The sequence below is a fragment of the Duganella sp. P38 genome (assembly GCF_050859475.1).
Classification (GTDB): Bacteria; Pseudomonadota; Gammaproteobacteria; order Burkholderiales; family Burkholderiaceae_D; genus Rugamonas.
In genome coordinates this window covers 2393989-2420830 of sequence record NZ_CP193936.1, presented here as the reverse complement: position 1 = coordinate 2420830, position 26842 = coordinate 2393989, and the positions used below count along the sequence as shown (strand labels likewise).

Sequence of the window (26842 nt, the reverse complement as noted above, 5' to 3'; positions counted from 1 at the left end):
ACTACTTCACTTCAAACTCCCCCACCAACACAGCCTCGCCCCGCCCCTGCAAGCGCAACGTCACCAGCTGATCGCGCGCAGCGGCGCCGCCAAAGCCACTGGTCAGCTTCAGCTGCAAAGTCGTCGCCCCGGCCACAATCTGCTGCGCGCTGCCGAAGAAATTCGCCTCCACTTTATACTTGCCGGGCACCGCACGCCGCAAGGAAAACTCCTCCGGCCCATAGCCGCCGGTAAAGTCCACCGACATCCGCCCACCCTGACGCGTAAACCGATGGCCGAAATAACAGCGCTCTCCGTTGGGATCGGTCACCCACAAATCCATATCGGTGTTATCGGCATCCCAAGTCAGCACAACGCGCAAATCCAGCGGCATGTTCTTCAGCAGGCGCGCATCCATGCGGCTGGTATCGAGCCTGCCCGGCGAAGCCGCGATAATCGCATTCATATCGGCCAGCGCAATCAGCTCGATCTCGGCAAAGCGCCGATCCCACGGCCGTATCGCCACCTCGTACAACTGCTCGATCGCCTGCTGGGCGCGGCCGGCCGCCGCGTAGGCCAGCCCAAGATCGCGGAACGACTGCGGCTCGTCCTCGGCCAGATCGCGCACCTTTTCGAACACCGGCACCGCCAGTTCTGGCTGCCCGGCCTGCAACAGCCGAAAACCCAGGGTCCGCAATACCTGCCGATTCTCCAGATCCATCTCAGCCAGGTTGGACAACACACGCAAGGCCAGATCGCGCTTGCCACGCTCAAACAGCAAGTCAGCCACATCGATAAAGAACGCGCTGCTGTTCAGGTAAGACGGCCGCTCGTCCAGATAAATCGCATATAGCTGCTCGGCACTGGCAGCCTTCATGCGCGTAATGTAGCGGGCGTTGGCATCCCAGCGCTTGAGGCTGACGCCAATCGTGGCCGCCTGCCCGCGCTCCTCCGCCCCGCCGGCCAACGCGGGACGCGCCACCCGTCCCGCGTCTGCCGCGAACGCCAGCGGCGCGATGCTGGCCGGCGCCGGCGCCGGCGCCGGCGGCGGCGCCGGAGGAGCCGCGCGCCTGAACACCGTGCCGTCGGGCACGGCCTCGCTGACGCTGACCATGCTGCCCAGCACCTTCACCCGCTGCCACTGATCTTCGGGCAACAGGGGGTCGCCGGGCTGCTTGGGATACTTGCTGTTCCACCACGCCAGTTTCTGCTCGAACTGCCGCACCACATGCTCCAGCTGTTTGCCGCGCCGCTGCGCCAGCTCGCCGCCACGCAAACGCTTCAGCGCATCGACAGCCGCCTGCAACTCGGCCGGTGGCCGCACGTCGTAACGCACATAATCCTCCAGCCGCTCCAGCACCAGCAGCGACGTCTCCCGCGTCGGCATGCCGAACTGCGTTCCCAGCCGGCGTATCGCGCCACGCTGCAACTCGTAATCGGCTTCCAGCTGGTGCAGCTTGTAGCTGGCCCAGGTACGCGCCGCCAGCGGGTGGGACGATGCGTTGGCCGACACGTCGAGCACCAGCGGCGCCGCCTTGCCCTGCTTCACCACCTCCAGCCGCAGTTGCGCCGACAGCGCCGTCAGCTTGCCGGCCACGCGCAGCATGCCGTCCGCCGCATCGTCATCCGCGATCAGCACATCGCTCGCGCCCTCGGCGCCCAGCAGGCGGGCCTGCGCGCCGTCGGTCAGCAATGCCTCGGCGGCCAGGCCGGGACGGTCCGCCCGCACCGTCACCAGCTTGCCGCCATTGCGCTCGGCCAGCGCCGACAAACGCCCGGTATCGGCGGACACGGCGGAATTCAGCGCATACAAGCGCTGGCGTGAAGACAGCTGCGGAAACGGCTTGCCGCCGTAATTCTGCAAGCCATCGCTCACCAGTAAATACTCGTTCACATCCGCCTGCGGCTGCCACTCGGACAGCGCGCTGGCGCCGTCATACACGGTTTCCTGCAACGCCTTGCGCAAGGCCTGCCAGTCGCCGTTGACGATGCGGAAGCGCTGCATCGGCTCGGCGCGGTCGCGCAAGCGCGTCAGCCGCACCTCGGCATTGCCCAGCGCCTTGAAATAGCGATCCAGCTCGCCCAGCTCCGCCTGCCGCTGCCGCTGCGCGCCGGAGCCCGAGCTGTCCCACAGCAGCCCCACCACCTTGGGCAAGGCGCGCGGGACGCGCTGCGCGGCAGACGGCATCTCCGCCAGAAAATACGTCTCGCCGCCAAACTGCTGCACGAAGGTTTGCGGCGCCGCCTGCGACGGCACCAACAGCTTGAGCACGCCGCTGGCCGCATACGTGGCGCGCTTCAGCTGCGCCTGATAACCATCGCCTCCACGCGTGAAGACGATATCGCCAATCGCGCCGCTGGCCTGCGGCGCGGCATCGCCGGCCACGCTGATACGCAGGTCCACGCCCGCTGCCAGCTCGCCATACGCCAGCGGCAGCCGGTACGCCCAGTTCTCGCCCTCGCGCTGCAGCGTCTCGGTATACGACAACTCCACCGTGCGCGTGCCTTGCGCCGGAATCGGATACACCCTTAGCTGAAAATTATTGCCCTGCGTTTGCTCCAGCAAGGCCGGATCGATGCTGCCGCGCTCGACCGCTTCCAGGATCTGCCGGCCGCGCGCCTTCTCGATCGGCACAGCCGCGCGCATCTTGCCTTCCAGGTCGAGCGAAAACGCGCTCACCTGCTGGCCGGGTAGCAGCGGAAACTGCAAGCTGCCCTCCAGCGCGCGCCCGTTTGGATTGAAAAACACCATGCGCAGCGTCGTCCGCGCCATGCTGCCGCCGAGCGCGGCCTCCACTTTCAGGCTTTGCAGCCGCACCGGCTGCTCGGCGCCCTGCACCCGCAGCAGCGGCGTCCGCGGCAGCAGCGCCTGCGCCCGCACCATGCCCGACGCAGCCATGCAAACCACCGCGACGGCTAAAAATTTTTTCCACATAAAGCTCCCCTTTGCACCGGATCAGCCCGGCATTACAGGATGGATCGCGCGTGCGCCGTTAACGGGGTTGCTGAATTACAAATTGATACAAATTGCCATGACCGACGTGCCGCACCAGCGGTCGCCTGTACAAGAACGTTAAACTGAGGCATAATAGCGACCTAGCCTGCAATGCGCGTGTCGATAGCAAAGCGATACCGATTGTTCAGCCAGTTGTAACTTAAGCAGCTACGCAGCCTCAGCGCATCCTTCTGATGCCCTTATAAAGCCCTCCCGCCTCTGGTGTCGTTATTTGACACCGTCCCGGCGCAAAGCTTTTGTGCCGAAATTTCTATCGATTTTGATTGAGTCATTTCGTTTTGGTAGGCGTTGCTATTTCGCGTTCCGCTTGGTAAAGCGTGAGCGCCTGATTTTTACGAAAGAAAAGCATGACATTTGAAGCACTAGGTCTCAACACGTCCATCATCAAAGCCCTGACCGACGCCGGCTACACCGCGCCGACGCCAGTTCAGCAGCAGGCCGTGCCTGCAGCGATCGCAGGCAAGGACTTGTTGGTATCCTCCCAGACCGGTTCCGGCAAGACTGCAGCCTTCATGCTGCCGTCGCTGCACCGTCTGGCCGCGCTCGAACCAAGCGCCGGCGGCAAAACCGCCAACCAGGAAATGCAAGCCGCCGCGCGCGCGGCGACCGTCCACGTTTCAAGCCAGCCCAGCCAAAAATGCTGGTGCTGACCCCTACCCGCGAACTGGCCCTGCAAGTCACCACCAACACCGACAAATACAGCGTCAACCTGCGCCGCATCAAGGCCGTGTCGATCCTGGGCGGCATGCCCTACCCGAAACAGATGCAGCTGCTGGCCAAGAATCCTGAGATCCTGGTCGCCACCCCGGGCCGCCTGATCGACCACATGGAATCGGGCAAGATCGACTTCTCGCAGCTGGAAATCCTGGTGCTGGACGAAGCCGACCGCATGCTGGACATGGGCTTCATCGACGACATCGAAAAAATCGTCGCCGCCACGCCGGAAGGCCGTCAGACCATGCTGTTCTCGGCCACGCTGGACGGCGTCGTCGGCAACATGGCGCGCCGCATCACCAAGGACCCGCAGATCATCCAGATCATGTCGGCCGCCAACAAGCACGAAAACATCACCCAGCGCGTGCACTTCGTCGACGACCTGTCGCACAAGAACCGCCTGCTGGACCACCTGCTGCGCGACGAGTCGCTGGATCAGGCCGTGGTGTTCACCGCCACCAAGCGCGACGCCGACACCATCGCCGACCGCCTGAACATCGCCGGCTTCTCGGCCGCCGCGCTGCACGGCGACATGCACCAGGGCGCCCGCAACCGCACGCTGGAAAGCCTGCGCCGCGGCCAGGTCAAGATCCTGATCGCCACCGACGTTGCCGCCCGCGGCATCGACGTGCCGACCATCACCCACGTGTTCAACTACGACCTGCCGAAGTTCCCGGAAGACTACGTGCACCGCATCGGCCGCACCGGCCGCGCCGGCCGCAACGGCCAGGCGATCTCGCTGGTGAACCACGCCGAAGGCATGAACGTCAAACGCATCGAACGCTTCACCAAGCAACTGATTCCGGTGAACGTGGTCGAGGGCTACGAGCCGAAGAAAACCGGCGGCGCACCACGTTCGTCGCGTCCGGGCGGCTGGAAGCCGGGCGACAACCGCGGCGGCCAAAAGCCAGGCCAGCGTTCGTTCAGCAAGCCAGGCAGCGCGCCGCGCCGTGACGGCGTCACCGGTTCGAGCGAAGGCTACAAGGGTCCAGGCTTCAAGGCCAACAGCCCGTACAACAGCGACCGCCCGCGTCGCAGCTACGGCGACCGTTAATCCGGTTGCGGTCTGAATAAAACGGCCACCAGAGCGATCTGGTGGCCGTTTTACATTCTGCTGTCATATTGCGCGGCTACCATGGGCAGCTTCTGATTTCCAAAGCCCTGCCGATGCCGATCGACCGCCGCCAATTTCTCCGCTATGCGGGCGGAGCCGCCGCCCTGTTTCCCAACCTGATCCGCGACGCGCTGGCGGTGCCGGCCAACCACCGCACCGGCACGCTGGCCGATGTCGGGCACGTGGTCATCTTCATGCAGGAAAACCGCGCCTTCGACCACTATTTCGGCACGCTGTCCGGCGTGCGCGGCTTCGACGATCCGCGCGCGATCCGCCTGCCGACCGGATTGCCGGTCTGGCACCAGCCCGACGGCGCCGGCGGCCATGTGCTGCCGTTCCACTTCGACGCCAAAAACACCAGCGCGCTCTCGCTCGGCACCGACCACACGTGGAAAGGCGCACAGGCCACCTGGCAGGCGTGGGATGCCTGGGTGCCGAAAAAGACCGCGCAATCGATGGGCTATTTCGACCGTGGCGACCTGCCCTTTTACTATGCGCTGGCGGACGCCTTCACCATCTGCGACGCCTACCACTGCTCGGTGTTCGGCGCAACCGATCCGAACCGGCTGTACGCGCTGACCGGCAGCAACCAGGGCTGGATCGGCACCATGGGCAAGCTGTACAACATCGACGCCGGCGGCTTCTACAACGGCGATCCGGCGCTGGACAATATCGCGCCCGACGTCACCGCGACGGCGCCCAACTGGCGCACCTATGCCGAGGTGCTGGAAGCCAACCAGGTCAGCTGGAAGGTATATCAGGAATGGGACAACTACGGCGACAACTACCTGGCCTACTTCCGCAACTACCGCGTCAACGCCGACGGCACGCGGCTGTCGCCGGAGGCGCCGCTTTACCGCAAGGGTCGCACGCTGGCGCCTGGCTCGCACGCCGGCAACGCGCGCGGCGGCACGGCCGATTGGCTGGTGGCCGACTTCGCCGAAGACGTGCGCCACAACCGTCTGCCGCAAGTGTCGTGGATCTGCGCGCCCAACGATTACACCGAACATTCGCCCAACTCGCCCAACGCCGGCGAGCAGCTCACCGCGCGCCTGCTGGCCGCGCTGGTCGCCAATCCGGAGGTATGGTCAAAAACCGTCTTCCTGCTGATGTACGATGAAAACGACGGCTTCTTCGACCACGTGCCGTCCGACCTCGCGCCGCTCGATCCATCAATGGGCAGGACCACGCTGGCCGACATCGGCACGCACGAGAGCTATCAGGGTGAGCCGGTGGGCCTCGGTCCGCGCGTACCGATGCTGGTCATCTCGCCATGGAGCCGGGGCGGCAAAGTCTGCTCGCAGCTGTTCGACCACACCTCGCAACTGCGCTTTCTGGAAGAGTGGCTGGTGCAGGGACTTGGCAAGCCGCGCGCGGCCGTCACCTGCGGCCTGATCTCGCCGTGGCGCCGCGCCGTTTGCGGCGACCTCACCTCCGCCTTCGACTTCAGCGCGCCGAACGCCGGCTGGCCAGCCACCGTACCGCCGGCCGCCGCCTATGAACGCATCTCCGGCAAACCATATCCGCAACCGCCGGCGACCCAGAGCTTGCCGCGCCAGGAAGCCCAGCCGGCCAGCGGCCCGCGCGTCGCCTGCGCGCTGCCATACGAACTGTCCGTCACCGGCCATGCGGTCGATGCGCAGCGCTTCGCGCTAAGCTTCGACAATAGCGGCCGGGCCGGGGCCGCCTTCATCGTCTACTCCAGCCAGCGTACCGACGGCCCGTGGTACTACACAGTCGAAGCCGGCCGGCGCATCGACCACGAGGCTTGGCGCTGGCCCGGCGAAACCTATGACCTGACCGTGCACGGCCCCAATGGCTTCCTGCGCCAGTTCGCCGGCCGCCTGGCCGGCGCCGCGCCAGCGCTGGAGACGCGCTACGACCAGGGCAATCTGGTGCTGCTGCTATCCAACCGCGACGGCCGCGCGCCGTGCCGCTTCACCGTCACCGACAACGCTTACGGCGCCGCTGTTGCCAGTCACACGGTAGCCGCCGGCCACGTCGCCGCCATAGCCTGCGATCTGGCCCGCAGCTACGGCTGGTACGATTACAGCATCGCCAGCGACGCCGATCCGCAATGGCTGCGGCGCGTGGCCGGCCACGTCGAAACCGGCCGCGCCAGCCGTACCGATCCGGTTATCGGAGCACCTCGGCCACGTTGACGATATCCACGCCCTGCAACTGGCCGAGCCAGGCATCGAACCACGGCTTGTGCGCCGAGCCGACGATGCTCAACACGCGCGCGCCGGGACGTTCCCGGAAAGTCTCGCGGATGTTGGCCACCATGCGCAGATTGCGGATCTCCCAGCCGGCCACCCACATCTGCGGATAGTTCTGCGGCGATGTGCCACGCATGGCGGCCAGCACATTGGCGTCCGCGTCCACTTTCAAGGCGGCCGGGTCGTTGATGCGCCGATAGAGCGGCAGCAGGTCGCCGGCCTGCTTCAGCGCATCCTGTTCCTTTTGCTGCGCTTTCAACTCCGCGCCACCGGCCGCCCATGCGCCTTCAATGGCGCGCACAAAGGCCTTGATGTCCGCTACGTCCATCCGGTCGCCGGTATGGTTGTCGACCGGGTGGACGCGCTGCAAGCCCAGCCTGGCGGCGAGCACGGCGGCCAACTGGTAACTCTCGTTATTGGCGGTCGCAATGCGCTGCAACCTGGCGACCAGCGCCGCGTCCAGCGTATCGCCGGCGCGCCGCTCGGCCGGCGGCAATTGCAGCCACTGCACATACGCGGAAGCCGGCTCGCTCGCGGCCAGGAACACGGCGGCCAGGCGGCGGCGCTGGGCTGGCGCCGGCTGCGCCGGCCAGGTCTTGAGCGTCCTGTCGACTTCGGTAATGGCGGCGGTCAGGTCAAGGCCGGTCGCGGCCTTCGCCTCGTCGGTGGAGGGGCAATACTTCTCGCCGTACTTGGCGGGCTGGCGCGCGGCGAGATCGCAATCCTCGCCCGGCTCATCCTCAACGGTGATGATGTCCGGCTTGAACGCGGCCAGCTTATCCAGCACGCCATTGAGCGCGGCGGGATCGAAACTCTTAGGCATATTGCTCAAATGCGTGGTGCCCAGCACCAGCACCTGCGAGCGCGGCCCGACCATATCCCGGTCCAGCGTCGCCAAATGTCCCCTGCGCCTGCGCCACCAGCGGCAACGCCGCCAACGCGATCCACATCCAGTTGCTGCGCTTACCCATGCCACCTCCCATCATAAAAAGATGAGCAAGTGTAGGAAAGAACCCGGCCTCGTCCTTGCAGTTTGAGACAGAATGCCATTTTTGCAGCATGGAACGCGCTGCCGCTGACTTAATCGGTCAGCAGGCGATCTTGAAGGCTGCGCAAGGTATCCGTGAAAACGTCCGTCTGGTCTAAAGCCCGGGCCAACACCAGGGCGCCCTGGATGCCGCCTACAACTTCCTTGGCAAGCGCCTGGGCTTCTTCCGGCTTGCGCCCAGCACGTTCAAGCGCGGCTGCAAGCGCATCGATCCAGGCTGCGAAGTAATCACGGACCCGGCTTGCGAAGCGATCGCGCTCATTGCCAAGCGCGAAGACACCCACCAGGCAAACCCGGCGACCTGAGAGGAAGTAGCGGCCCACATCGTCGAACATGGCCCTGATACCGTCCACGGCATCCGCACGTTCTATCAGCGGTTCAAAAACATGGTGCTTGAACCACTCATCGACCTGAGCCAGCACGGCTTCCGCCATTTCCTCTTTGCCGCCTGGGAAGAAGTGATAGATGCTACCCTTGCCCAGCTTGGTGCCTTCGCTGATACGAGCCAGGCTCGCCCCCTCGAAGCCATAGGTGCGGAACACTTCCGCCAGCATCGGGATCACATCTTCCCGTTCCGCAATTACTCTAGCCATTCATTTTCCTTAGAAACCGAGACTGCTCAGCCCCGGATGATCGGCTGGGCGTGGGCCGCTATTGTCCCACAGGAGCTTGCGTTCCTCAGGCTTGATCGGATGTTCGTTGATGCAAGCGTGACGGTGATGCATCAAGCCGTTCTCATCGAACTCCCAGTTTTCATTGCCATAGGCGCGATACCACTGGCCGGAATCGTCACGGTACTCGTAAGCGAAGCGCACCGCGATGCGGGCGCCGTCGAAGGCCCACAGCTCTTTGACCAGGCGGTAATCCAGCTCGCGGGTCCACTTGCGTTTCAGCAGCGCGACAATGGCTTCGCGGCCCTGCGCGAACTCGGCGCGATTGCGCCACCAGCTGTCTTCGGTATAAGCGAGGGCAACTTTTTCTGCATCGCGGGTATTCCAGCCGTTTTCGGCAAGGCGAACTTTTTCAATAGCGGTTTCACGGGTGAACGGTGGCAGTGGTGGGCGGACAGACATGGTATTTCTCCTTAAATGTACCAATCGGAACACAATGTACCGATCAGTACAAACACTATAGACCGATCAACTAACGTTTGCAAGCATTTTTTCCCGGCAAGCGTCACCCCGGACCTCATAAACCGGCCGTCATTCCCGCGAAGGCGGGAATCCATACCCCAGCGGCACCTCCACCTACTGGATTACCACCTCTGCCAAACCAACAACTTCGGCTCAACCGAACCTGTCCCCCAAAAGCCAGTTTTGCTCTACACTTAACAACGCCAATAAATCAACACCGCCGCGCATATCTCGCGGCGCGTAGCAACAGAGCACACCCCAACAACACGGCATCAATCCGCGAATGGAGATCTGGAAAACATGAACTTGAGCATGCTCGGCCTCACCACCACTTTCTCGCTCACCCTCCTCGCATCTGCCGTTGTCCCCGCAGCGGCAAACGCGCGGCCCAATGCATCCGCGAGCGCTGACCTGCCTTTCGAGGTCAAAGCGGTCGGCACCTTCAAGAGCCCATGGTCCATGGCATTCCTCCCCAACGGCAACCTGCTGGTCACCCAAAAAGAGGGGGAGTTGATTTTGTTTGACCCGGCCACCGGCAGCAAGCGGACCGTGTCGGGGACACCCGCCGTCAGCAGCAAGGACCAGGGCGCGCTCATGGACATCGTGCCGGCTCCCGATTTCGCGGCCAGCAAACTCCTCTACTTTAGCTACTCCGAGACGGGTTCCGGCGCCAGTAGCCGGGTTGTGCTCGCCACCGCGACACTGGATCAGGCCAGCGCCGCGCTCAAGGGTACAAAGGCCATTTTCCGTGGCCAGGATGCCTCGACGGGTGGGCACTACTCGGGCCGCATCGCCTTCTCACCGGATGGCAAGTATCTCTTCTTCACCAGTGGCGACCGCCAGCTCCTCGATCCGGCGCAAGACCCCAAATCGACGCTCGGCAAAGTGCTGCGACTCAACCTCGACGGCACGCCGGCCGCCGCCAATCCGCTCGCGGCCCGGGGCTTCCATGCAGCAGTCTGGTCGTATGGCCACCGCAACCTGCTGGGCATCGCATTCGACAAGCAGGGGCGCTTGTGGGAAATGGAAATGGGACCGCGCCATGGCGACGAGATCAACCTGATCAAGCCAGGCCTTAACTATGGCTGGCCGAGGGCCTCGAATGGCAACCACTACGACGGCCGGGACATCCCCGACCACACGCGTGGCGACGGTTTCGAGGCCCCGAAAGTATCGTGGAATCCGGCCATTTCGCCAGGCGGCCTCGCCTACTACGATGCGGAACTATTCCCGAAATGGAAAAACTCCCTTTTCATCACGGGTCTTTCGGGCAAGTCGCTGGACCGCATCTCCCTCGACGGCGAGAATGCGACCAAGGCGGACCATTGGGACATGGGCGAACGAATCCGCGCCGTGCGCACCGGTCCGGATGGCGCGCTATGGGTGCTAGAAGACGGCCCCCGCGGCAGGCTGCTCATGCTCACGCCGAAGAGGTAGACCAGCGGGAACGGAATGACATTTGCGCCCGAGCTCGCCCGATCGGTCGGGCTCCGGTCTCCTTGAGCCTACTTTTTGACGGCTTCAGACTGAGGCAACTGGGAGTACCGCCTCAGTAAGGCCTGAGGCAGTCATCGGCCAAAAGCAGACGGTCGCATTTACCCCTCTCCGAATCAGAAAACATGTTCATTTACGTCTTGGCCACTACGTGTGTAGCGCTTGCAGCATTGTTCATTGTTGGGGTCTCGTTCGCTATCGCAGGCAAGGGGAATCGAGCGCTGTGGTTACCAGTACTGTTAACGGAGATAGGTGTTTGGGGCGTCATTACGTGCTCAGTATGGTCGGCTGTCGCGCCAAACTCTCGCGTTCACCTTGCACTGATATTTTGGTTACTGAGCTTTCCGATGGTATTGTGGCTGAGCGCACGCTATTTTAAACGGTGGCGAGGGTGAGTTTTTGCCTCGAACCGGCCAGTAGCAGCCGGAGTCAACCCCTTGAAAATTGGAGAGTGATTGAATGTTGACGCGAAAAGTTAAAGAATTTATTCAGCATCTCGGTCACGATATCGAGGACGAGGAAGCTGCTGAGCAATACCTTGATGAATCATTGCCGTTGGTTGGACTAGTTGTGATGTATTTCAATACTTTGGAGAAAAGTGTTGACTCGGTAATTTGCGAAATAATATCTGACCGTAGTGACGAGCCAGGATTGATAATCCTACAGGGCATGCATTATTCGGGGAAAGTAGACCTTCTCAAGCGGCTTTCTGATGCATTTCACTCTTGTAGTACTGAGCCCCCTGCATATCGAGGGTTGGTCGAATCGCTGCTGGAAGTGGGCAGATTACGAAATATTGTTGTGCATGCGGATTGGCAAAATACGGATGAAGAAGGCTTCACTTTCGCTCGCATAAAAATGTCGGATAAAATTTTAAAGCAGGAATACGTTCAGCTCCCAGCAGAAGCTTTAGAAAAACTTTTAGGGAAGATTCGTGACGTGCATTTTCGACTTTCCAACTACCACGAGGAAAGGGGAAATCTTCTTTCGTATGGTAAGTGCCACATAGAATAGAGACGGTTTTCGGCCAGTACCTGGCATTGAATGAGCTTAAGCTGATTGTTTTCTAAATTCAAATAAATCAGATGGATATTACCCCACAAGATTCACAGTCTGAAGTGTTGGCTGAGGAAGGGCCTTTGACTTCATGGGCTCGAGAGAAACTGAGACTAGTATACTGGCGACTTCATGCTACTTTTCCTAATTTAATTACTGGGCCGCGCCGGGCTGACCGTGAATATTTAAGACAACGCGATATTGAGAAGAATTTAGAAACGCGGGTTCCACCGAGCGAATTTCTCAGGAATGATTGCGTTTGGGGTATAGAGATATTTGGTCCAAGTGAAATTGACTCACTTTTTTACAACTTAAAGGTCTGGGCTGGGATACTCCTCCGATTCACAGGCTGGGAAAAGGTGCTGTTGAAACCTTAAGGGAATGGCGAACTTACGGCTATACTGGAAATTTCCCTTTAGGGCTAGTTCGAAAATCAAACCTCTCCAATCATCTTGACGGTTATATCGGCCCCGTTCCCAAGAACGTAGATTATCTGTTGGTCGAAATAGTTCAGATTACTCCAGAAATTACAGGCGTCTTAGTCGGATTCCGTTTGAGTACGGAGTTTTCGTCTGCGTATGAGGTTGCATTGAATGCCGACAGAAATTACGTACATAGACCCATTTTCGGAAAATTCACATATACGACTTTAGGGGTTGAGCTCCTAAAGCGGGAAGCAGTCGATAAGATACGCGCAGACTCCAAACAGATTATTTCAACATGGTTCCGACGTCATCTTCGAGGATTTTTCATATCAACAAGCGGCGGTCTTAGATTGCCCACTGCCGAACTGCTAAGCTGCCATAACGATATAGTTCTTACGCAAAAAGGACATGGAACCCCAGAGAAAGCGTGGTGCAGGTTGCTAACGCCCTATGGTTTCGGCGATGTGTGGGCTAGTCTTAAATACCCAGGCTTCAGAATTCTCTCGACCGAACCGGTCGATGACATGCCGTTTCACACTATATTTTCGATTCAAATTTCAACGTTGCCAGCAGAGGAATTTTCCATATACGGGGGAATAAACTCAGGAACCGTTGTAAAATTCGCGCATGAAAATTTGAGCGATTTTCTATGTCAAAACGCAATGCTATATGTATTACATGAAATTCGGAATAAAATTAAAGAAAATAGGCAAAAATTAAACATCAGAAAAACCAGCTATCGTAGCATTACTAAATCGATAGAAAGAATAAAAGACTATTTCGAATTTTCCGTCGGCATTCCTATAATATTAACTGACCTTCGGGATTTTTCCAAGCGAAAGAATATTTGGAATTCTTATATTTTTTTCAACGCACCACCATGGCCGCAGGAGGAACCCGCACAATTGTCAGAGGTTTTGCGGAATCACGTGAAATTTTTGAGCCAGAAAACTGCAAATGAGGAATTGAGTGTCCGCGAGCATTTTGAGCAACTTGCAAGTATTATGAGCACTCAGGAAAGCGTCAAGGCTCAGAAACGAATGGAATTTTTGACTTATCTCACAATCGTACTGGCACTGAGCTCATTGATTGTTAGTTTAAGCCCTGATACGTGGATAAAGGAGACTAAGGCATATTTGGATAGAAAAATAAATCAAAAGCCTAAACCTCCTAACTCATTTTAATTCGCTTTGACCTTCACATAACTTAATTGAAAGACCGGCGGCTTTGGGGCGATTGCCGCCAGTCGCCGTCTTATATCGGATGCGAGCTCAGTCATCGCTAACAGGTCTATGCGATGATCCGCACGCCGGGCTGCCATAATTGCTCATGCAGGCGTCGGGCGCCAGGTCTTGTTCTTCAACCCGCGTCAGAGTCCCGTTGACTTCACTTTTGCGAATCCAGTTTGATCGCCAAGCTTGGCTAAAACACCGTTCAAAAAGGAGGCAGGTGCTCGACCAAGCTTTCCGTGCCGCCATTTGAGTGCTCTCGCAATAAATCCCTGCGTTCAAGGCGGACGCTTGTGTCTCAGTGCATGACGCCCCTCCCCTTGTGTTATCGCGCCAGGCATTACAATATTGAGGATTCTGGAACGTCTTCCAGTCCATGACCGCACCGATAACAACAACTGAGCAAGATCAGGCCATCACTGCAACGGTGCTGAAGGAGCGCTCGCGCCTCTGGCATTTCATTCGCCGCCGCGTGGCCGACCAGACCGACGCCGACGATATCCTGCAAGACGTGTTCTACGAGTTCACCCAGGCCTGCCATCTGCCCGAGCCGATCGAGCAGGCCAGCGCATGGCTGTTCCGCGTCGCCCGCAACCGCATCATCGACCGCTTCCGCAAGAAGAAGGAAGTGGCGCTGGACGACCTGCACACCGGCGGCGACGAGGGCGACGATTGCCGCCTTGACCTGATGCTGCCCTCGCCCGACGCCGGTCCCGAGGCGGCCTACACCCGCGCCATGCTGCTGGAAGAGTTGCAGCGCGCGCTCGAAGACCTGCCCGCCAACCAGCGCGAGGTGTTCATCGCGCATGAGCTCGATGGCGTCAGCTTCAAGGAGATGGCCGCGCAGAGCGGCGTCTCGATCAATACTTTATTGGCCCGCAAGCGCTACGCCGTGCTGTTTTTGCGCCAGCGCCTGCAAGCCCTGTACGAAGAATGAAAGGAAATACCGCTATGCGTCCCGAAAACATGAGTTACAAGAAATTCAAACTGATCAAAGCCCTGTGGATACTGACTGGCGCCGCCGTGCTCGGCGCCGTGGTGATGTGGCTGTGGAATTGCCTGATCCCGCAGATCTTCCCTGGCGCCAATGCAGTCAGTTATTGGCAAGCGCTGGGATTGCTGCTACTGTGCCGCATCCTGTTTGGCGGCTTCCGCGGCCATCACCGCGACTGGCATGAAAAGCGCGAACACTGGCAACGCTGGCAGGCGATGACGCCGGAGGAACGCGCCCAGTTCTTCCAACAACGCCGCGCCCCCTTCTGCCGCCCAGAAAAGAAAGAGAACGAATGAAGAAATCCCCGGCGCCGCCGTTCAGCGGCTATCAGAAAACCGTCGTGGCCATGCTGGCCTTCCTGCAGTTTGCCGTTATCCTCGATTTCATGATCATGTCGCCGCTGGGCGCGGTGATCATGCCGGACCTGAAGATCGGCCCGGCGCAGTTCGGCCTGGTGGTGTCGGCCTACGCCTTCAGCGCCGGCCTGTCCGGCTTGCTGACGGCGGGCTTCGCCGACCGCTATGACCGCAAGAAACTGCTGCTGTTTTTCTACACCGGCTTTATTCTCGGCACCGTCTGGTGCGGCCTGGCGCAGACGTTTGAGTCGCTGCTGGCCGCGCGCGTGTTCACCGGCCTGTTCGGCGGCGTGATCGGTTCCATCGTGCTGGCGATTTCCACCGACCTGTTCGCCCCGGCCATGCGCGGCCGCGTGATGGGGCTGATCCAGACCGCGTTCGCCGCCAGCCAGGTGCTCGGCATCCCGGCCGGCATTTACCTGTCCAACCAGTGGAACTGGCACGTGCCTTTCCTGGCGATGGCCGCCTTCGGCCTGATCGGCGGCCTGCTGGTGGCGTGGAAGCTGCAACCGGTCAATGACCACCTGGGCCAGCCGCAGGAGCACAGCCCGTTCATGCACCTGTTCCATACCGTGACGGAAAAGCGCTATCTGCTGGCCTTTGCCATCACCGCCCTGCTGACCACCGGCGGTTTCATGCTGATGCCGTTCAGCAGCGCCTACATCGTCAATAACATGGGCATCGACCTGCACCATTTGCCGACCGTGTACCTGATTACCGGCGTGTGCACCATCTTCATCGGCCCGCTGATCGGGCGCGCGGCCGACGCTGTCGGCAAGTTCCGCGTGTTCCTGTTCGGCACCGCGCTGTCGATCGTCATGGTGCTGATCTATACCCACCTCGGCCATATCCCGCTGTGGATGCTGGTGCTCGTCAATTCGGTGATGTTCGTCGGTATCTTCTCGCGCATGATTCCCTTCCAGGCGATTTCGTCGACGGTGCCGGCGGCAACCCAGCGCGGTTCCTACAACGCCATCAGCGCGTCGATCCAGCAACTGGCCGGCGGCGTGGCGTCGGTCGCTGCCGGGCATATCGTGACGCAGGCTGCCGATGGCCGGTTGGAGCATTTCGATACGGTCGGGTATGTGGTGGTGGCCACTTCGCTGGTGGCGACGGCGCTACTGTGGCGCCTGCAACGCGATTTGCCGGCCACGGCCCGCCCTCAGGCAGCTACCTGATAGCCATAGTAAATTGTTTCCAAATGTTAGGAAAAAGAATTTAATTGCCATGCGGCATTATTCCAAATTATAATATTAACAGTGGGAAACACCTTACTAACCAACTATCTTAGGAGAAGTGCATGAACTCGAGAAATATGGATGCCGGCTGTCTGCGCGCGCTGCGCCGGCGCGGTCATTCCGACGCCAGTATCGCTGCCATGACGCCGGAAGAGGCGTTTTGTGAATACTGCGCCTACCACGGGATCATGAACCTTTCCCCGTCCACGCTGCAGATGCTGGACAAGTTGCGCAGCAACGTGGCCGCGCAATAAAAAAATCCTCCCGATGGGAGGATTTTTTCTGTTGGGCGCGGATCCATGCATGGTGAGGAGGCTACAGCGCGAAGTCCGCATGGGTTCCCGCCTTCGCGGGAATGACGGGGGTCGGGGTATCACACTGCTGGGGCAGTTTTTTTAGCGGTAGAACGGTTCGACCTTGCCTTTGAGCTTGATCAGCATCGGATTGCCGAAGCGATCCAGTGATTTGCCGGCTGGAACCTTGATCCAGCCTTCGCTGATGCAGTATTCATCCACATCGTTGCGTTCTTTGCCGTTGAAATTGATGCCGATGTCGTGTTCGAACACAGCGGCAACGTGGAATTTGCTGCGCGGGTCGATCGACAGATGATCCGGCAGTGGTGGGCGTTGAGTAGTATCGTTCATGCCGGCATTATATCAGCTGGTTTTAAAAATCAGCTGCGCCACGCGTTGCAATTTTGGCGCGACCACCGGCACCGTCAGCATGGTGCTGCCGATCGCCATCAGCAGCAGCGCGGTGAAGGTTTCGCTGGTGATGATTTCCTTATCGAGCAGGATGTTGACGAAGATAATCATGATCAGCGCCTTGGTCTGCAACAGCCAGCCGATGATCGACGCCTCGCCCGGCCCCCATTTGAGGATTTTGCCGGCGATGTGGATACCGGCCAGCTTGCCCGTCACCGACGCCGCCAGCAGCACCGCCGCGACGACGAATACTGCCGCGCCACCCATGGCCCAGTTGGTCCGCAGGCCGGTGCTGAGGAAGAACACCGGCATCACCGCCATCAGCACGTTGGCGCGCAGGAAGTCCATTTTTTGCTGGTTGAACCAGTCGGCGTCCATCACCGCGCCGGCCAGGAAGGCGCCGACCATGTAGTGCAGACCAGCCCAGTCCGCCGCAAGCGCGCACACCGCCAGCCAGATGAAGGCCACATACCAGCGGTCGCGCTCCCCGATGCGCACCATCATCATGCGGAACAGCTTGGTCACAATGGCAAACACCAGCAGGAATCCGGCCTGCCGACCGACGCGGTCCCAGTCCAGCAGGATGATGGCCAGCACGCCCCAGATGGCGATGTCGTCCAGGCTGGCATAGCGCAGGATGCGCTGGCCGATCGGCTGGCGCAGGATCTCCAGCTTTTCCATCAGCAGAATCAGGATCGGCAGCGCCGTCACCGCGCAAGCCATGCCGACGCCCAGCACGAATTGCCAGTCATGCGCCTTCGGTCCCATCCAGCCGGCGTAGCCGAGCAGCCCCAGCGCGGCGATGCAGCCGAACAGCAGCGGCGTGCCCAGCGCCAGGCAGGCGGTGATGGTGCTTTCGCGGCGGTGCTCCCAGGCTTTCTTGAGGTCCAGTTCGATGCCGGCGATCATCACGAAAATCATCACCGCCCACCAGGCAATGCCGTTCAGCGACTGCACCACCTGCGGATTGAAGACGAAACTGTAGTATTCCGGAAAAACGCGGCCCATGATGCCCGGCCCCAGCAGGATGCCGGCGATAATCTGCACCACCACCAGCGGCGCGTAGTAGTCGGTACCGCCCAGCCGCCAGATCAGATATGGCACGCTGAAAATAATGACCATGGCGATCAGAAAGATCTCGGTCGTTCCCATATGCATCGGTGTCTCCCCTGTTGCTCGTTTGTGTAGTTTTCTTTCAGTTTAACCAATTCACGAACAAAGCTATACAATACTTGCGCACTCAAGTAATATTCAACCATTACTCAACAAGGATGACATCATGGACACCTCGATCACCCCCAGCCTCGAATTCACCTTGCGCCTGGCACGCGCGCAGGCGACGCTGGTGCGCCGGCTCGACCAGGTTCTCGGCGGCTACCACGGCATCAGCTTCAGCGACTTCATGTTGCTGCACTACCTGGGCCGCGCGCCCGGCGGCCGCCTGCGCCGCGTCGACCTGGCCGAGCGCCAGGGCCTGACCGCGTCCGGCGTTACGCGCTCGCTGCTGCCGCTGGAAAAAATCGGCCTGGTCGAGCGCCAGCAAGACCCGCGCGACGCCCGCGTGGCCTACGCTGCCATCACCGACACCGGCCGCGAACTGCTGAACAACGCCGTCACCGTGGCCAATCAGATCAGCAAGGACCTGCTGCGCAACTGCCCGCAGGGCCAGTTCGACGAGTTGAGCAACGCGCTGGCGCTCATCGCCGGCATGAACGCCTCCAATTCATGAGCGCCCTGAAGCACAACGCCAACTTCAAATGGATGATGCGCGGCGGGATCATCTCGGCGCTGGGCGACCAGTTGACCATGATCGCCCTGCCCTGGCTGGTGCTCAAGCTGACCGGCGACCCGCTGGCCCTCGGCCTGGTGGTGGCGCTGATGAGCATTCCGCGCGCGGTCTTCATCCTGATCGGCGGCGCGCTGGTGGACCGCTATTCGCCGCGCCACGTGCTGATGCTGACCAAGCATGTCAACGCCGCGCTGCTGGCCATGCTCACGCTGCTGGTGCTGAACATCGGCAGCGCGCCGACCGTGGCGCTGGGCGAATCGCTGTCGCTGACGATGGCGCTGACGCCGCAACTGGCGCTGCACATCATCTACGTGCTGGCTTTCGGCCTCGGTCTGGCGCAGGCGTTCGCCATGCCGTCCGGGATGTCGATGCTGCCGCTGGCGATACCGGCCGAGCACCTGCAAGCGGCCAACGGCATGATGATGGGACTGCGCCAGACCACCATGCTGGCCGGCCCGCTGCTGGCGGCAGGCGTGCTGGCGGTGGCCGGCGACGGCAGCGGCGCGGTCAGCAACGCGCGCGGCCTCGCCATCGCCTTCGGCTTCGATTGCGCCAGCTACCTGCTATCGGCATGGACGCTGTCGCAGGTGACGCTGCTACGCCAGAGCAGCGCCGGCGCCGCCGGCAATGCGGCGCTACCGGTGCTGCGCTCCATCGGCGCGGGCCTGCGCATGGTGTGGGACGATGTGCCAATGCGGCTGTGCTTTATCTACTGGGGCACGGTGTCGCTGTTTATCGGCGGCGCAATGCAGGTGGCGCTGCCGGTGCTGGCCAGCGAGCTGCATGGCGCCTCCACCCTGGGCCTGATCATGGGCGCGCATGGCGCCGGCACGCTGCTCGGCATGGGCGCGGCGGCCCGGCTGGGAGCGCGCCTGCGCTTCGCCAGCTTTGGCGCCACCATACTGGCGGCGGACGCCATCGCCGGCCTGCTGCTGGCGCCCATGGGCATGGTCCACGCGGTGTGGCAGGCGGCCTTGCTGATGGCGGCGCTCGGCCTGCTGACGGGCTTCATGCAGATCAAGGTATTCACCTGGATTCAGCAGCGCGTGGCGCCGCACATGATGGGCCGCGCGATGAGCATCTTCATGTTCATCTTCATGGGACTGGCGCCGCTGTCGGCGGCGGCCACCGGATGGGTACTGACGCGTATCCCCTTGTCGCAATTGTTCCTTGGCGGTGGCATCATACTGGTGTTGTTCGCGGCGGGTGCGTATCTGTTTACGCCAATCCGCGGCATCACTGCCAACGCATCATAAGGAAATCGCATGGAAACCAAATGGCTGGAAGACTTCATCTCGCTGGTGGAGACTAATAACTTCAGCCGCTCGGCGGCGCTGCGCCACGTGACGCAGCCCGCCTTTTCGCGCCGCATCCAGTCGCTGGAAAACTGGCTCGGCACGGACCTGATCGACCGCACCTCCTACCCCACGCGCCTGACGCCGGCCGGCGTCGTCTTCTACGAGCAGGCGCTGGAGATGCTCTCCAAGATCAACGGCGCGCGCGAGCTGCTCCGCTCCAAGCGCGCCGCCGCGCAGACCAGCATCGACCTGGCCGTGCCGCACACGCTGTCGCTGACGTTTGTGCCGAAGTGGCTGACCGCGCTGGAAGCAGACTTCGCGCCGATCCGCAGCCGGCTGATGGCGCTCAACGTCCACGACGCCGTGCTGCAACTGGTCGAAGGCGGCTGCGACCTGCTGCTGTGCTATCACCATCCGCGCCAGCCGGTGCAGCTGGACCCGGGCCGCTACGATATGCTGGTGATGGGCCGCGAATCGCTGCGCGCCTATGCACGCTGCGATAAAAACAAGGTGCCCGAGTTCACGCTGCCCGGCACCAAGCGCGCGCCGCTGCCCTTCCTCTCGTACACCAACAACGCCTACCTGGGCCGCATGGTGGAGCTGATCCTCAACGACGCCAGAACGCCGCTGCACCTGGAGCCGCATTACGAGACCGATATGGCCGAAGGCCTGAAGATGATGGCGCTGGAAGGGCGCGGCATCGCCTTCCTGCCCGAATCCGCCGTCACGCGGGAGCTCAAGCAAAAGCAGCTGGCGCGCGCCGATGGCGATACCGCCGATTGGGAAATCGAGATGGAGATTCGCCTGTACCGCGAGCGCCCGTCGGCGCACCGGCGCGGCAAGCCTATCGTCGACAAGCTGTGGGAGTTCCTGGAAGCGCGGCAGAATGGCGGCCGCGCCAGACGTCAGGCGCCCCCTCCGAACGCTAACCCGTCGTCATTCCCGCGCAGGAGGGAATCCATGCTTCGCTTGCACTCATGCGCTCTATGGATTCCCGCCTGCGCGGGAATGACGGATAGGCAACTATGCGTTAAATGCATAACCGGATGCGCATACAGCATTGGCCGCCTTAAATCCCCAGGCGTAGGATTCGAGCCACGTGAACGGCGGCCACGAGCCGCGTTCAGCTAACGAATCCATCAGGAGCCTTGAGCATGACCTCTGTACAAGCACAACACGCACTGCCTTCCTACCTCAACGCCGAAGATCTCGGCCCTTGGGGTGTCTACCTGCAGCAGATCGATCGCGTTACCCCGCACCTCGGCAGCCTGTCCCGCTGGGTCGAAACGCTCAAGCGCCCGAAGCGCATCCTGACTGTCGACGTGCCGATCGAGCGCGATGACGGCACCATCGCCCACTACGAAGGCTACCGCGTGCAGCACAATATGTCGCGCGGCCCCGGCAAAGGCGGCGTGCGCTTCCACCAGGACGTAACCCTGTCCGAAGTGATGGCCCTTTCGGCATGGATGACCGTGAAAAACGCTGCGGTCAACGTGCCATACGGTGGCGCCAAAGGCGGTATCCGCGTCGATCCGAAGACGCTGTCGCGCGGCGAACTGCAACGCCTGACCCGCCGCTACACCAGCGAAATCAGCCTGATTATCGGCCCTAACAAGGACATCCCGGCGCCGGACGTCAACACCAACGAACAAGTGATGGCGTGGATGATGGACTCCTACGCCATGATCGAAGGTAATCTGTCGACCGGCGTGGTGACCGGCAAGCCGATCTCGCTGGGCGGCTCGCTGGGCCGCCGCGAAGCGACCGGCCGCGGTGTATTCGTGGTTGGCCGCGAAGCCGCCGCCAAGCGCGGCGTGGCCATTGCCGGCGCCCGTGTCGCCGTGCAGGGCTTCGGCAACGTCGGCGGCGTGGCAGCGACCATGTTCGCCGAAGCCGGCTCGAAAGTGATCGCGGTGCAGGATCATACTGCGACCGTGGTGAACCAGGGCGGCCTGGATATCGCCCGCCTGCACAAGCACGTGGCGGAAACCGGCGGCGTCGCCGGCTTCCCTGGCGCCGAAGCGATCCTCGACCGCGACGCGTTCTGGGACGTGGAATCGGACATCCTGATTCCTGCCGCACTGGAACAGCAGATTACTGCCGCTAACGCGCCGCGTATTCGCACCAAAATCATCCTGGAAGGCGCCAACGGCCCGACCACGCCGGAAGCGGACGACATCCTGACCGACAAGGACGTGCTGATCGTTCCTGATGTCTTAGCCAACGCTGGCGGCGTAACCGTGTCATACTTCGAGTGGGTGCAGGATTTCTCCAGCTTCTTCTGGACTGAAGATGAAATTAATGCACGCCTTACCCGCATCATGCAGGATGCATTCAATGCAGTATGGGCCGTCGCGCAGGACAAGAAAGTCACGCTGCGGACCGCCACCTTCATCCTCGCTTGCACCCGAGTGCTGCAAGCCCGTGAAGTTCGTGGCCTCTACCCATAATCACTGAATCCCCAGCAGTTTTGCGCCTGTACCTGCCGTTTGGCTCGTACGGGCGTTTTTCGCTTTAAAGGAATAAAGAACAAAATGACCACGATTGAACAAAAGGCACTGGCCTATCACCGCGCAGGCAGCGCTGGCAAGATCGCCACCGAAATTACCAAAAGTGTCAGCACCCAGGAAGACCTGGCGCTGGCCTACTCGCCGGGCGTGGCCGCGCCATGCGTCGAAATCAAGCGCGATCCGGCCAAGGCTTACGAATACACCGCCAAGGGCAACCTGGTCGGCGTCATCACCAACGGCAGCGCGGTGCTCGGCCTGGGCAACATCGGCGCGCTGGCCGGCAAGCCGGTGATGGAAGGTAAAGTGGTGCTGTTCAAAAATTCGCCGGCATCGACGCCTTCGACATCGAAGTCGATGAAAGCGATCCGGATAAGCTGGTGGACATCATCGCCGCCCTGCATCCGACCTTTGGCGGCATCAACCTGGAAGACATCAAGGCGCCCGAGTGCTTCTACATCGAGCGCAAGCTGCGCGAACGCCTGACCATCCCGGTGTTCCACGACGACCAGCACGGCACCGCCATCGTCGTCGGCGCGGGCATGCTGAACGCCATCGAAATGACCGGCCGCGATATCGCCACCGTGAAAATCGTCTGCTCCGGCGCCGGCGCCGCCGCTGTCGCCTGCCTGGAACTGCTGGTGGACCTGGGCGCGCAGCGCAAGAACATCTTCGTCTGCGACAGCAAGGGCGTGCTGACCACCGCGCGCAACCTGGACGGCGAAAAAGCCGCCTGGGCGCAGGACACCACCGCCACCACGCTGTCGGAAGTGATGGAAGGCGCCGACGTGTTCCTCGGCGTATCCGGTCCCGGCGTGCTGTCGCAGGCCGACATCCAGCGCATGAAGGCGCAGCCGATCGTCTTCACGCTGGCCAACCCCGAGCCGGAACTGCGTCCGGAACTGGTGCGCGAAGTGGCGCCCGATGCGATCATCGCCACCGGCCGTTCGGACTACCCGAACCAGATCAACAACGCGCTGTGCTTCCCTTACCTGTTCCGCGCCGCGCTGGATTCGGGTGCGACCACCATCAACCAGGAAATGAAACGCGCCTGCGTGGTGGCGCTGGCCGACATGGCGCGCAGCGATGCGCGCTTCAGCAAGGACTACATCGTGCCGGGCCTGCTGGACCCGCGCCTGCTGGTCGGCGTCACGCCGAAGATCGCCGCCGCCGCCTGGCGCAGCGGCGTCGCCCGCAAGCAGCTGGACGAAGCTGAATACGCGGACGACCTGAAAGACCTGTCGGAATCGCTGCTGTAAAAACCGGAACGGCGCGCATCGCAATGATGCGCGCCGTTTTTCAATGCGGAGGCTGTAGCGCGATGACGGCCATGCCGGCCAGCGCCAGCAGCGCGCCCGCCGCGTCGTAGCGCGTCAGCGCCATGCCGTCGACGAAGCGCAGCCAGAGCAGCGCCACGCAGATATAGGCGCCGCCGTAGGCAGCGTAGGTGCGCCCGGCAGCCGCCGGATGCAGCGTCAATAGCCACGCGAACAGCGCCAGCGAGGCCGCCGCCGGCAGCAGCAGCCACGCGGTCTTGCCCTGCTTGAGCACCAGCCATGGCAGGTAGCAGCCGACGATCTCCGCCAGCGCGGTGACGGCGAACAGCGCCGCGATTTTAAACATGTTCAGTTCCATATTTCTGATTGATGATGCGCACCGCTTCGGCCACGCCGTCTTCCTGCGCCATGGCGCGGGCGATCGCGGCGGCCCTGGCCGGCATATCGGGCCGCAAGGCGCGCATGCGCGCGGCCAGCTTCTCCGGCGTGACGCTGTGCCGCCGCAGCGGCTTGCCGGCGATGCCCAGCCGGCGCAGCTCCTGCCCCCAGTGTTCCTGCTCGGCGATATTCGCCACCACCACCGACGGCCGCCCCGCCAGCGTGGCCGACTGCGTGGTGCCGGCGCCGCCATGGTGGACCACCGCCGCGCAGCGCGGGAAGATCAGGTGGTGCGGCGAAGCGCTGACATAGAGGACCTGCGTGTCGGACCGGAAGCCGCAGGCGGCGGCATCCGCCGCCTGGATGATGGCGCGGCGGCCGGACAGCCGCGCGGCGCCGGTCAACAGGCGCAAATGCTCGCGCTGCTGCGCGGTATCGCGCGGCGTCCAGCTGCCAAAGGTCATGTAGACCGGCGCCTCGCCGGCGGCCAGGAAGGCTTCCACTTCGTCCGTCAAGCGGCCTTCCAGCTGCATGTTCGGCATGTCGAGGAAGCCGGTCACGCGCAACGATGACGGCCAGTCCGGCTGCCGCTGTGCGATCTGCGGACTGACGCCGAGCAGCGTCAATTCCGGCGACAGCCAGACGCTGGTCAGCATATCGCCGCCCGGCGGCATGCCAAGTCGCGCGCGCAGCCGGTTCGGATACGGCGACGCGGCCCGGTGCAACGCCCATTGCGTGACCCGCCATAACAGCCGCTGGCCGAACGGCAGGCCTAGCGGATGGCTGTGCGCACTCGGTACCATCACATGCGACAGCAGCACGCTGACGTAGGGCTTGCCCGCGCGTTCCGCCGCGATCTGCAAGGGATAAACGAAGAAGTGGCCGATCAGCAGGTCGCACCCGGCAACCAGTTCCAGCGCCGCCGCCAGCATTGGCTCCTCCGCCGGCAGAAAGCCGCCTTCGACCAGCATCTTGAGCTGCGCCAGCGGATTGGTGGCCCTGGCGGCGACTTCGCTCAGGCGCTCGATGTCGGCAGGCCCCAGTACCGGCGATGCCACCACCCGCAGCCGGACGCCGGATGGCGATACCAGCGCCGCATAGGCATCGCTGTCCACGCAGGTCATCACCAGCGTGACCTCATGGCCGGCCAGTTGCAAACCCTCGGCCAGTGCGATGAACGGCCTCAGGTCGCCGTGACTTCCCCAGGTTTGCAGGCCGATTTTCATGCGATGCGGCGGATATCCTCGTTGGTTGATGGCGAAACAGCGGCAACGCCGGCGCGCGGCGCGCGTCCACGCAGCCCGGTCACGCTGGCCTGATGTGATTCTAACTTGAACACGTCTACCACGTGCGCCAGGCTGGTGGCCTGGTCCTGCAACTCCTGCGCAGCGGCCGACGCCTGCTCAACCAGCGCGGTATTCTGCTGCGTCATGCCATCCATCTCGCCGATGGCGTTGTTGACCTGCTCGATGCCGGCAGTCTGCTCCATGCTGGCGCCGCTGATGTCGCCCATGATCTGCGTTACGCGCTTGACGCTGTTGACCACTTCATGCATGGTGGCGGCGGCCTTGTGCACCTGCGCCGAACCGGCGCCCACGCGCGCCACCGAATCGTCGATCAGTGCCTTGATCTCCTTCGCGGCTGCGGCGGAGCGCTGCGCCAGCGTGCGCACTTCCTGCGCCACCACCGCGAAGCCGCGCCCCTGCTCGCCGGCGCGCGCCGCTTCCACGGCGGCGTTCAGCGCCAGGATATTGGTCTGGAAAGCGATGCCGTCGATGACTGCAATAATATCGACGATCTTCTTCGACGACTCGTTAATCGACGCCATGGTCAGCGTCACCTGTTCCATCACCTGGCCGCCCTGCTCCGACACGTCGGAGGCCGACAGCGCCAGCGTATTGGCCTGCATCGCATTCTGCGCGTTCTGGCGCACGGTGCCGGTCAGCTGCACCATGGCGCCGGCCACTTTCTCCAGCGACGCCGACTGGTGCTCGGTGCGCTGCGACAGATCGCGGTTGCCGCTGGCGATTTCGGACGATGCGGTAGTAATCAGGTTGGTCCCCTGCCGCACCTGCCCGACGATGGACGACAGGCTGTCGCGCATGGCCGCAATCGCGTGCAGCAGGCTGGCCTGGTCGCCATCCCCGACCCGCACCGGCACCGACAGGTCGCCTTCGGCGATCTTGTTGGCGATGTCCGCCGCATACGCCGGCTCGCCGCCCAGTTGCCTGAGCAGCAGGCGCGTAATCGTCCACGCAATCAGCACGCTGACCAGCAGCGACAGCGCCGCCTGCAAGGCGATCCATAGGAAGGCGTCGTTCGCGTGGGCGTCAACGCCGGCGCTGGCGGCGCGGGTCTGCTCCAGCGTGGCATTCAGCACCAGCGCGATATCGTTCACGATCTGCTTGCGCAGCGGGCTGCATTCATCGGCGAGGAAGCTGGCGTAGCCCGGCATGTCGCCGGCGTCGCGCAGCTGGCGCGGACGCTTGAGCGCATCGGCCATCTTCAGCAGGCCGGCGCGCACCTTGTCGAAATCGGCGTCACCCTTGTAGGCGGGCGTCATCTTGTCCAGCGCGTCCAGGTAGATCGCCTTCTGTTCATCGATGATCGTCAGCTCGCGCGCGACCTGCGCGCTGTCGGTGAAAATGTAGGCGTTGCGCGCCGCCAGGCCGGTCTGCGCCAGCGCCTCGCGCGCCACGTACAGCGGCTCCAGCTTCCCGGCCATCACGCGCTGCTCGTCATGAAACGCGTCGGCGATGGTGGCCGTGCGCATGATGGCAAACGTCGCCATGATCAGCATCAGCGCCGTCAGCGTGCCGAAGCTCAGCGCGAGTTGCGTGCCTATTTTTAGTCGTTTAAACGCTTCCATCATTT

The 26842-nt window shown here is 62.0% G+C and carries 22 protein-coding genes and 3 pseudogenes; 15 read left to right on the top strand and 10 right to left on the bottom strand.

The window, feature by feature from the left end:
• Position 1: 1 nt before the first annotated feature.
• Positions 2 to 2878, bottom strand: coding sequence for a VIT domain-containing protein (locus ACRQ5J_RS11195; RefSeq protein WP_432383329.1), 2877 nt, complete (start codon positions 2876 to 2878; stop codon positions 2 to 4).
• On the opposite strand from ACRQ5J_RS11195, the gene ACRQ5J_RS11190 reads away from it, so the two are divergent.
• The 3 genes and pseudogenes from ACRQ5J_RS11190 (at position 2877) to ACRQ5J_RS11180 (ending at position 6985) form a co-directional block, all read left to right on the top strand.
• Complete coding sequence (locus tag ACRQ5J_RS11190; protein ID WP_432383328.1) at positions 2877 to 3056, top strand: hypothetical protein; 180 nt, start codon at positions 2877 to 2879, stop codon at positions 3054 to 3056. The genes ACRQ5J_RS11195 and ACRQ5J_RS11190 overlap by 2 nt on opposite strands.
• A 286-nt stretch (positions 3057 to 3342) precedes the next feature.
• Positions 3343 to 4763 (top strand): annotated as a pseudogene (locus ACRQ5J_RS11185) (DEAD/DEAH box helicase).
• Between the two features lie 113 nt (positions 4764 to 4876).
• Complete coding sequence (locus ACRQ5J_RS11180; RefSeq protein WP_432383327.1) at positions 4877 to 6985, top strand: phosphocholine-specific phospholipase C; 2109 nt, start codon at positions 4877 to 4879, stop codon at positions 6983 to 6985.
• Here the strand turns inward: ACRQ5J_RS11180 and ACRQ5J_RS11175 are convergent.
• From ACRQ5J_RS11175 to ACRQ5J_RS11160, 4 genes are read right to left on the bottom strand one after another with little or no spacing between them, the layout of a single operon-like run.
• The gene (locus ACRQ5J_RS11175; protein ID WP_432383326.1) at positions 6960 to 7919 is read right to left on the bottom strand and encodes a DUF5694 domain-containing protein; all 960 of its coding nucleotides are present in this window, start codon (positions 7917 to 7919) and stop codon (positions 6960 to 6962) included. The two genes, ACRQ5J_RS11180 and ACRQ5J_RS11175, sit on opposite strands and share 26 nt — an antisense overlap.
• Entirely contained in the window at positions 7858 to 8103 is a 246-nt protein-coding gene (locus tag ACRQ5J_RS11170) for a hypothetical protein (RefSeq protein ID WP_432383325.1), read from the bottom strand. The genes ACRQ5J_RS11175 and ACRQ5J_RS11170 overlap by 62 nt, the downstream gene beginning before the upstream one ends.
• A 19-nt stretch (positions 8104 to 8122) precedes the next feature.
• Complete coding sequence (locus ACRQ5J_RS11165; protein WP_432383324.1) at positions 8123 to 8683, bottom strand: TetR/AcrR family transcriptional regulator; 561 nt, start codon at positions 8681 to 8683, stop codon at positions 8123 to 8125.
• Positions 8684 to 8692: 9 nt separating this feature from the next.
• Entirely contained in the window at positions 8693 to 9163 is a 471-nt protein-coding gene (locus ACRQ5J_RS11160; protein ID WP_432383323.1) for a DUF1348 family protein, read from the bottom strand.
• 360 nt (positions 9164 to 9523) lie between these two features.
• Between ACRQ5J_RS11160 and ACRQ5J_RS11155 the strand changes: the two genes are divergently transcribed.
• The 7 genes from ACRQ5J_RS11155 (at position 9524) to ACRQ5J_RS11125 (ending at position 16269) form a co-directional block, all read left to right on the top strand.
• Positions 9524 to 10660, top strand: coding sequence for a PQQ-dependent sugar dehydrogenase (locus ACRQ5J_RS11155; RefSeq protein ID WP_432383322.1), 1137 nt, complete (start codon positions 9524 to 9526; stop codon positions 10658 to 10660).
• A gap of 516 nt (positions 10661 to 11176) precedes the next feature.
• The gene (locus ACRQ5J_RS11150; protein ID WP_432383321.1) at positions 11177 to 11731 is read left to right on the top strand and encodes a hypothetical protein; all 555 of its coding nucleotides are present in this window, start codon (positions 11177 to 11179) and stop codon (positions 11729 to 11731) included.
• Positions 11732 to 12269: 538 nt separating this feature from the next.
• Positions 12270 to 13382: a hypothetical protein gene (locus ACRQ5J_RS11145; RefSeq protein ID WP_432383320.1), complete on the top strand. Its 1113-nt coding sequence runs from the start codon at positions 12270 to 12272 to the stop codon at positions 13380 to 13382.
• 421 nt (positions 13383 to 13803) lie between these two features.
• Positions 13804 to 14364 carry an RNA polymerase sigma factor gene (locus ACRQ5J_RS11140; RefSeq protein ID WP_432383319.1) on the top strand — a complete coding sequence of 187 codons (561 nt, stop codon included), beginning with the start codon at positions 13804 to 13806 and terminating at the stop codon, positions 14362 to 14364.
• Between the two features lie 14 nt (positions 14365 to 14378).
• Positions 14379 to 14717: a hypothetical protein gene (locus ACRQ5J_RS11135; protein ID WP_432383318.1), complete on the top strand. Its 339-nt coding sequence runs from the start codon at positions 14379 to 14381 to the stop codon at positions 14715 to 14717.
• On the top strand, positions 14714 to 15955 hold the full coding sequence (locus ACRQ5J_RS11130) for an MFS transporter (protein WP_432383317.1): 1242 nt from the start codon (positions 14714 to 14716) through the stop codon (positions 15953 to 15955). The genes ACRQ5J_RS11135 and ACRQ5J_RS11130 overlap by 4 nt, the downstream gene beginning before the upstream one ends.
• 122 nt (positions 15956 to 16077) lie before the next feature.
• Entirely contained in the window at positions 16078 to 16269 is a 192-nt protein-coding gene (locus ACRQ5J_RS11125) for a hypothetical protein (protein ID WP_432383316.1), read from the top strand.
• A gap of 141 nt (positions 16270 to 16410) precedes the next feature.
• On the opposite strand, the gene ACRQ5J_RS11120 is transcribed toward ACRQ5J_RS11125, so the two are convergent.
• Both ACRQ5J_RS11120 and ACRQ5J_RS11115 read right to left on the bottom strand, forming a co-directional pair.
• On the bottom strand, positions 16411 to 16659 hold the full coding sequence (locus tag ACRQ5J_RS11120) for a DUF3297 family protein (RefSeq protein WP_432383315.1): 249 nt from the start codon (positions 16657 to 16659) through the stop codon (positions 16411 to 16413).
• A gap of 12 nt (positions 16660 to 16671) precedes the next feature.
• Positions 16672 to 17877 carry a cation:proton antiporter gene (locus tag ACRQ5J_RS11115; RefSeq protein ID WP_432383314.1) on the bottom strand — a complete coding sequence of 402 codons (1206 nt, stop codon included), beginning with the start codon at positions 17875 to 17877 and terminating at the stop codon, positions 16672 to 16674.
• Positions 17878 to 17998: 121 nt separating this feature from the next.
• Between ACRQ5J_RS11115 and ACRQ5J_RS11110 the strand changes: the two genes are divergently transcribed.
• The 5 genes and pseudogenes from ACRQ5J_RS11110 to ACRQ5J_RS11090 form a co-directional block, all read left to right on the top strand.
• Complete coding sequence (locus ACRQ5J_RS11110; protein ID WP_432383313.1) at positions 17999 to 18448, top strand: MarR family winged helix-turn-helix transcriptional regulator; 450 nt, start codon at positions 17999 to 18001, stop codon at positions 18446 to 18448.
• On the top strand, positions 18445 to 19764 hold the full coding sequence (locus ACRQ5J_RS11105) for an MFS transporter (protein ID WP_432383312.1): 1320 nt from the start codon (positions 18445 to 18447) through the stop codon (positions 19762 to 19764). Before ACRQ5J_RS11110 ends, ACRQ5J_RS11105 begins: the two co-directional genes overlap by 4 nt.
• A gap of 9 nt (positions 19765 to 19773) precedes the next feature.
• Positions 19774 to 20721, top strand: a pseudogene (locus ACRQ5J_RS11100) (LysR family transcriptional regulator); the annotation flags it as partial.
• Positions 20722 to 20960: 239 nt separating this feature from the next.
• Positions 20961 to 22256 (top strand): Glu/Leu/Phe/Val family dehydrogenase, encoded by a 1296-nt coding sequence (locus tag ACRQ5J_RS11095; protein WP_432383310.1) that lies wholly within the window; start codon positions 20961 to 20963, stop codon positions 22254 to 22256.
• An 84-nt stretch (positions 22257 to 22340) separates the two neighbouring features.
• A pseudogene (locus ACRQ5J_RS11090) lies at positions 22341 to 23530 on the top strand (malic enzyme-like NAD(P)-binding protein); the annotation flags it as partial.
• An 82-nt stretch (positions 23531 to 23612) separates the two neighbouring features.
• On the opposite strand, the gene ACRQ5J_RS11085 reads toward ACRQ5J_RS11090, so the two are convergent.
• The 3 genes from ACRQ5J_RS11085 to ACRQ5J_RS11075 are packed head-to-tail and all read right to left on the bottom strand — an operon-like array spanning position 23613 to position 26837.
• On the bottom strand, positions 23613 to 23936 hold the full coding sequence (locus tag ACRQ5J_RS11085; RefSeq protein WP_432383309.1) for a YnfA family protein: 324 nt from the start codon (positions 23934 to 23936) through the stop codon (positions 23613 to 23615).
• Entirely contained in the window at positions 23929 to 25194 is a 1266-nt protein-coding gene (locus ACRQ5J_RS11080; protein ID WP_432383308.1) for a glycosyltransferase, read from the bottom strand. The genes ACRQ5J_RS11085 and ACRQ5J_RS11080 overlap by 8 nt, the downstream gene beginning before the upstream one ends.
• Positions 25191 to 26837: a methyl-accepting chemotaxis protein gene (locus ACRQ5J_RS11075; protein WP_432383632.1), complete on the bottom strand. Its 1647-nt coding sequence runs from the start codon at positions 26835 to 26837 to the stop codon at positions 25191 to 25193. The genes ACRQ5J_RS11080 and ACRQ5J_RS11075 overlap by 4 nt, the downstream gene beginning before the upstream one ends.
• Between the last annotated feature and the right edge of the window lie 5 nt (positions 26838 to 26842).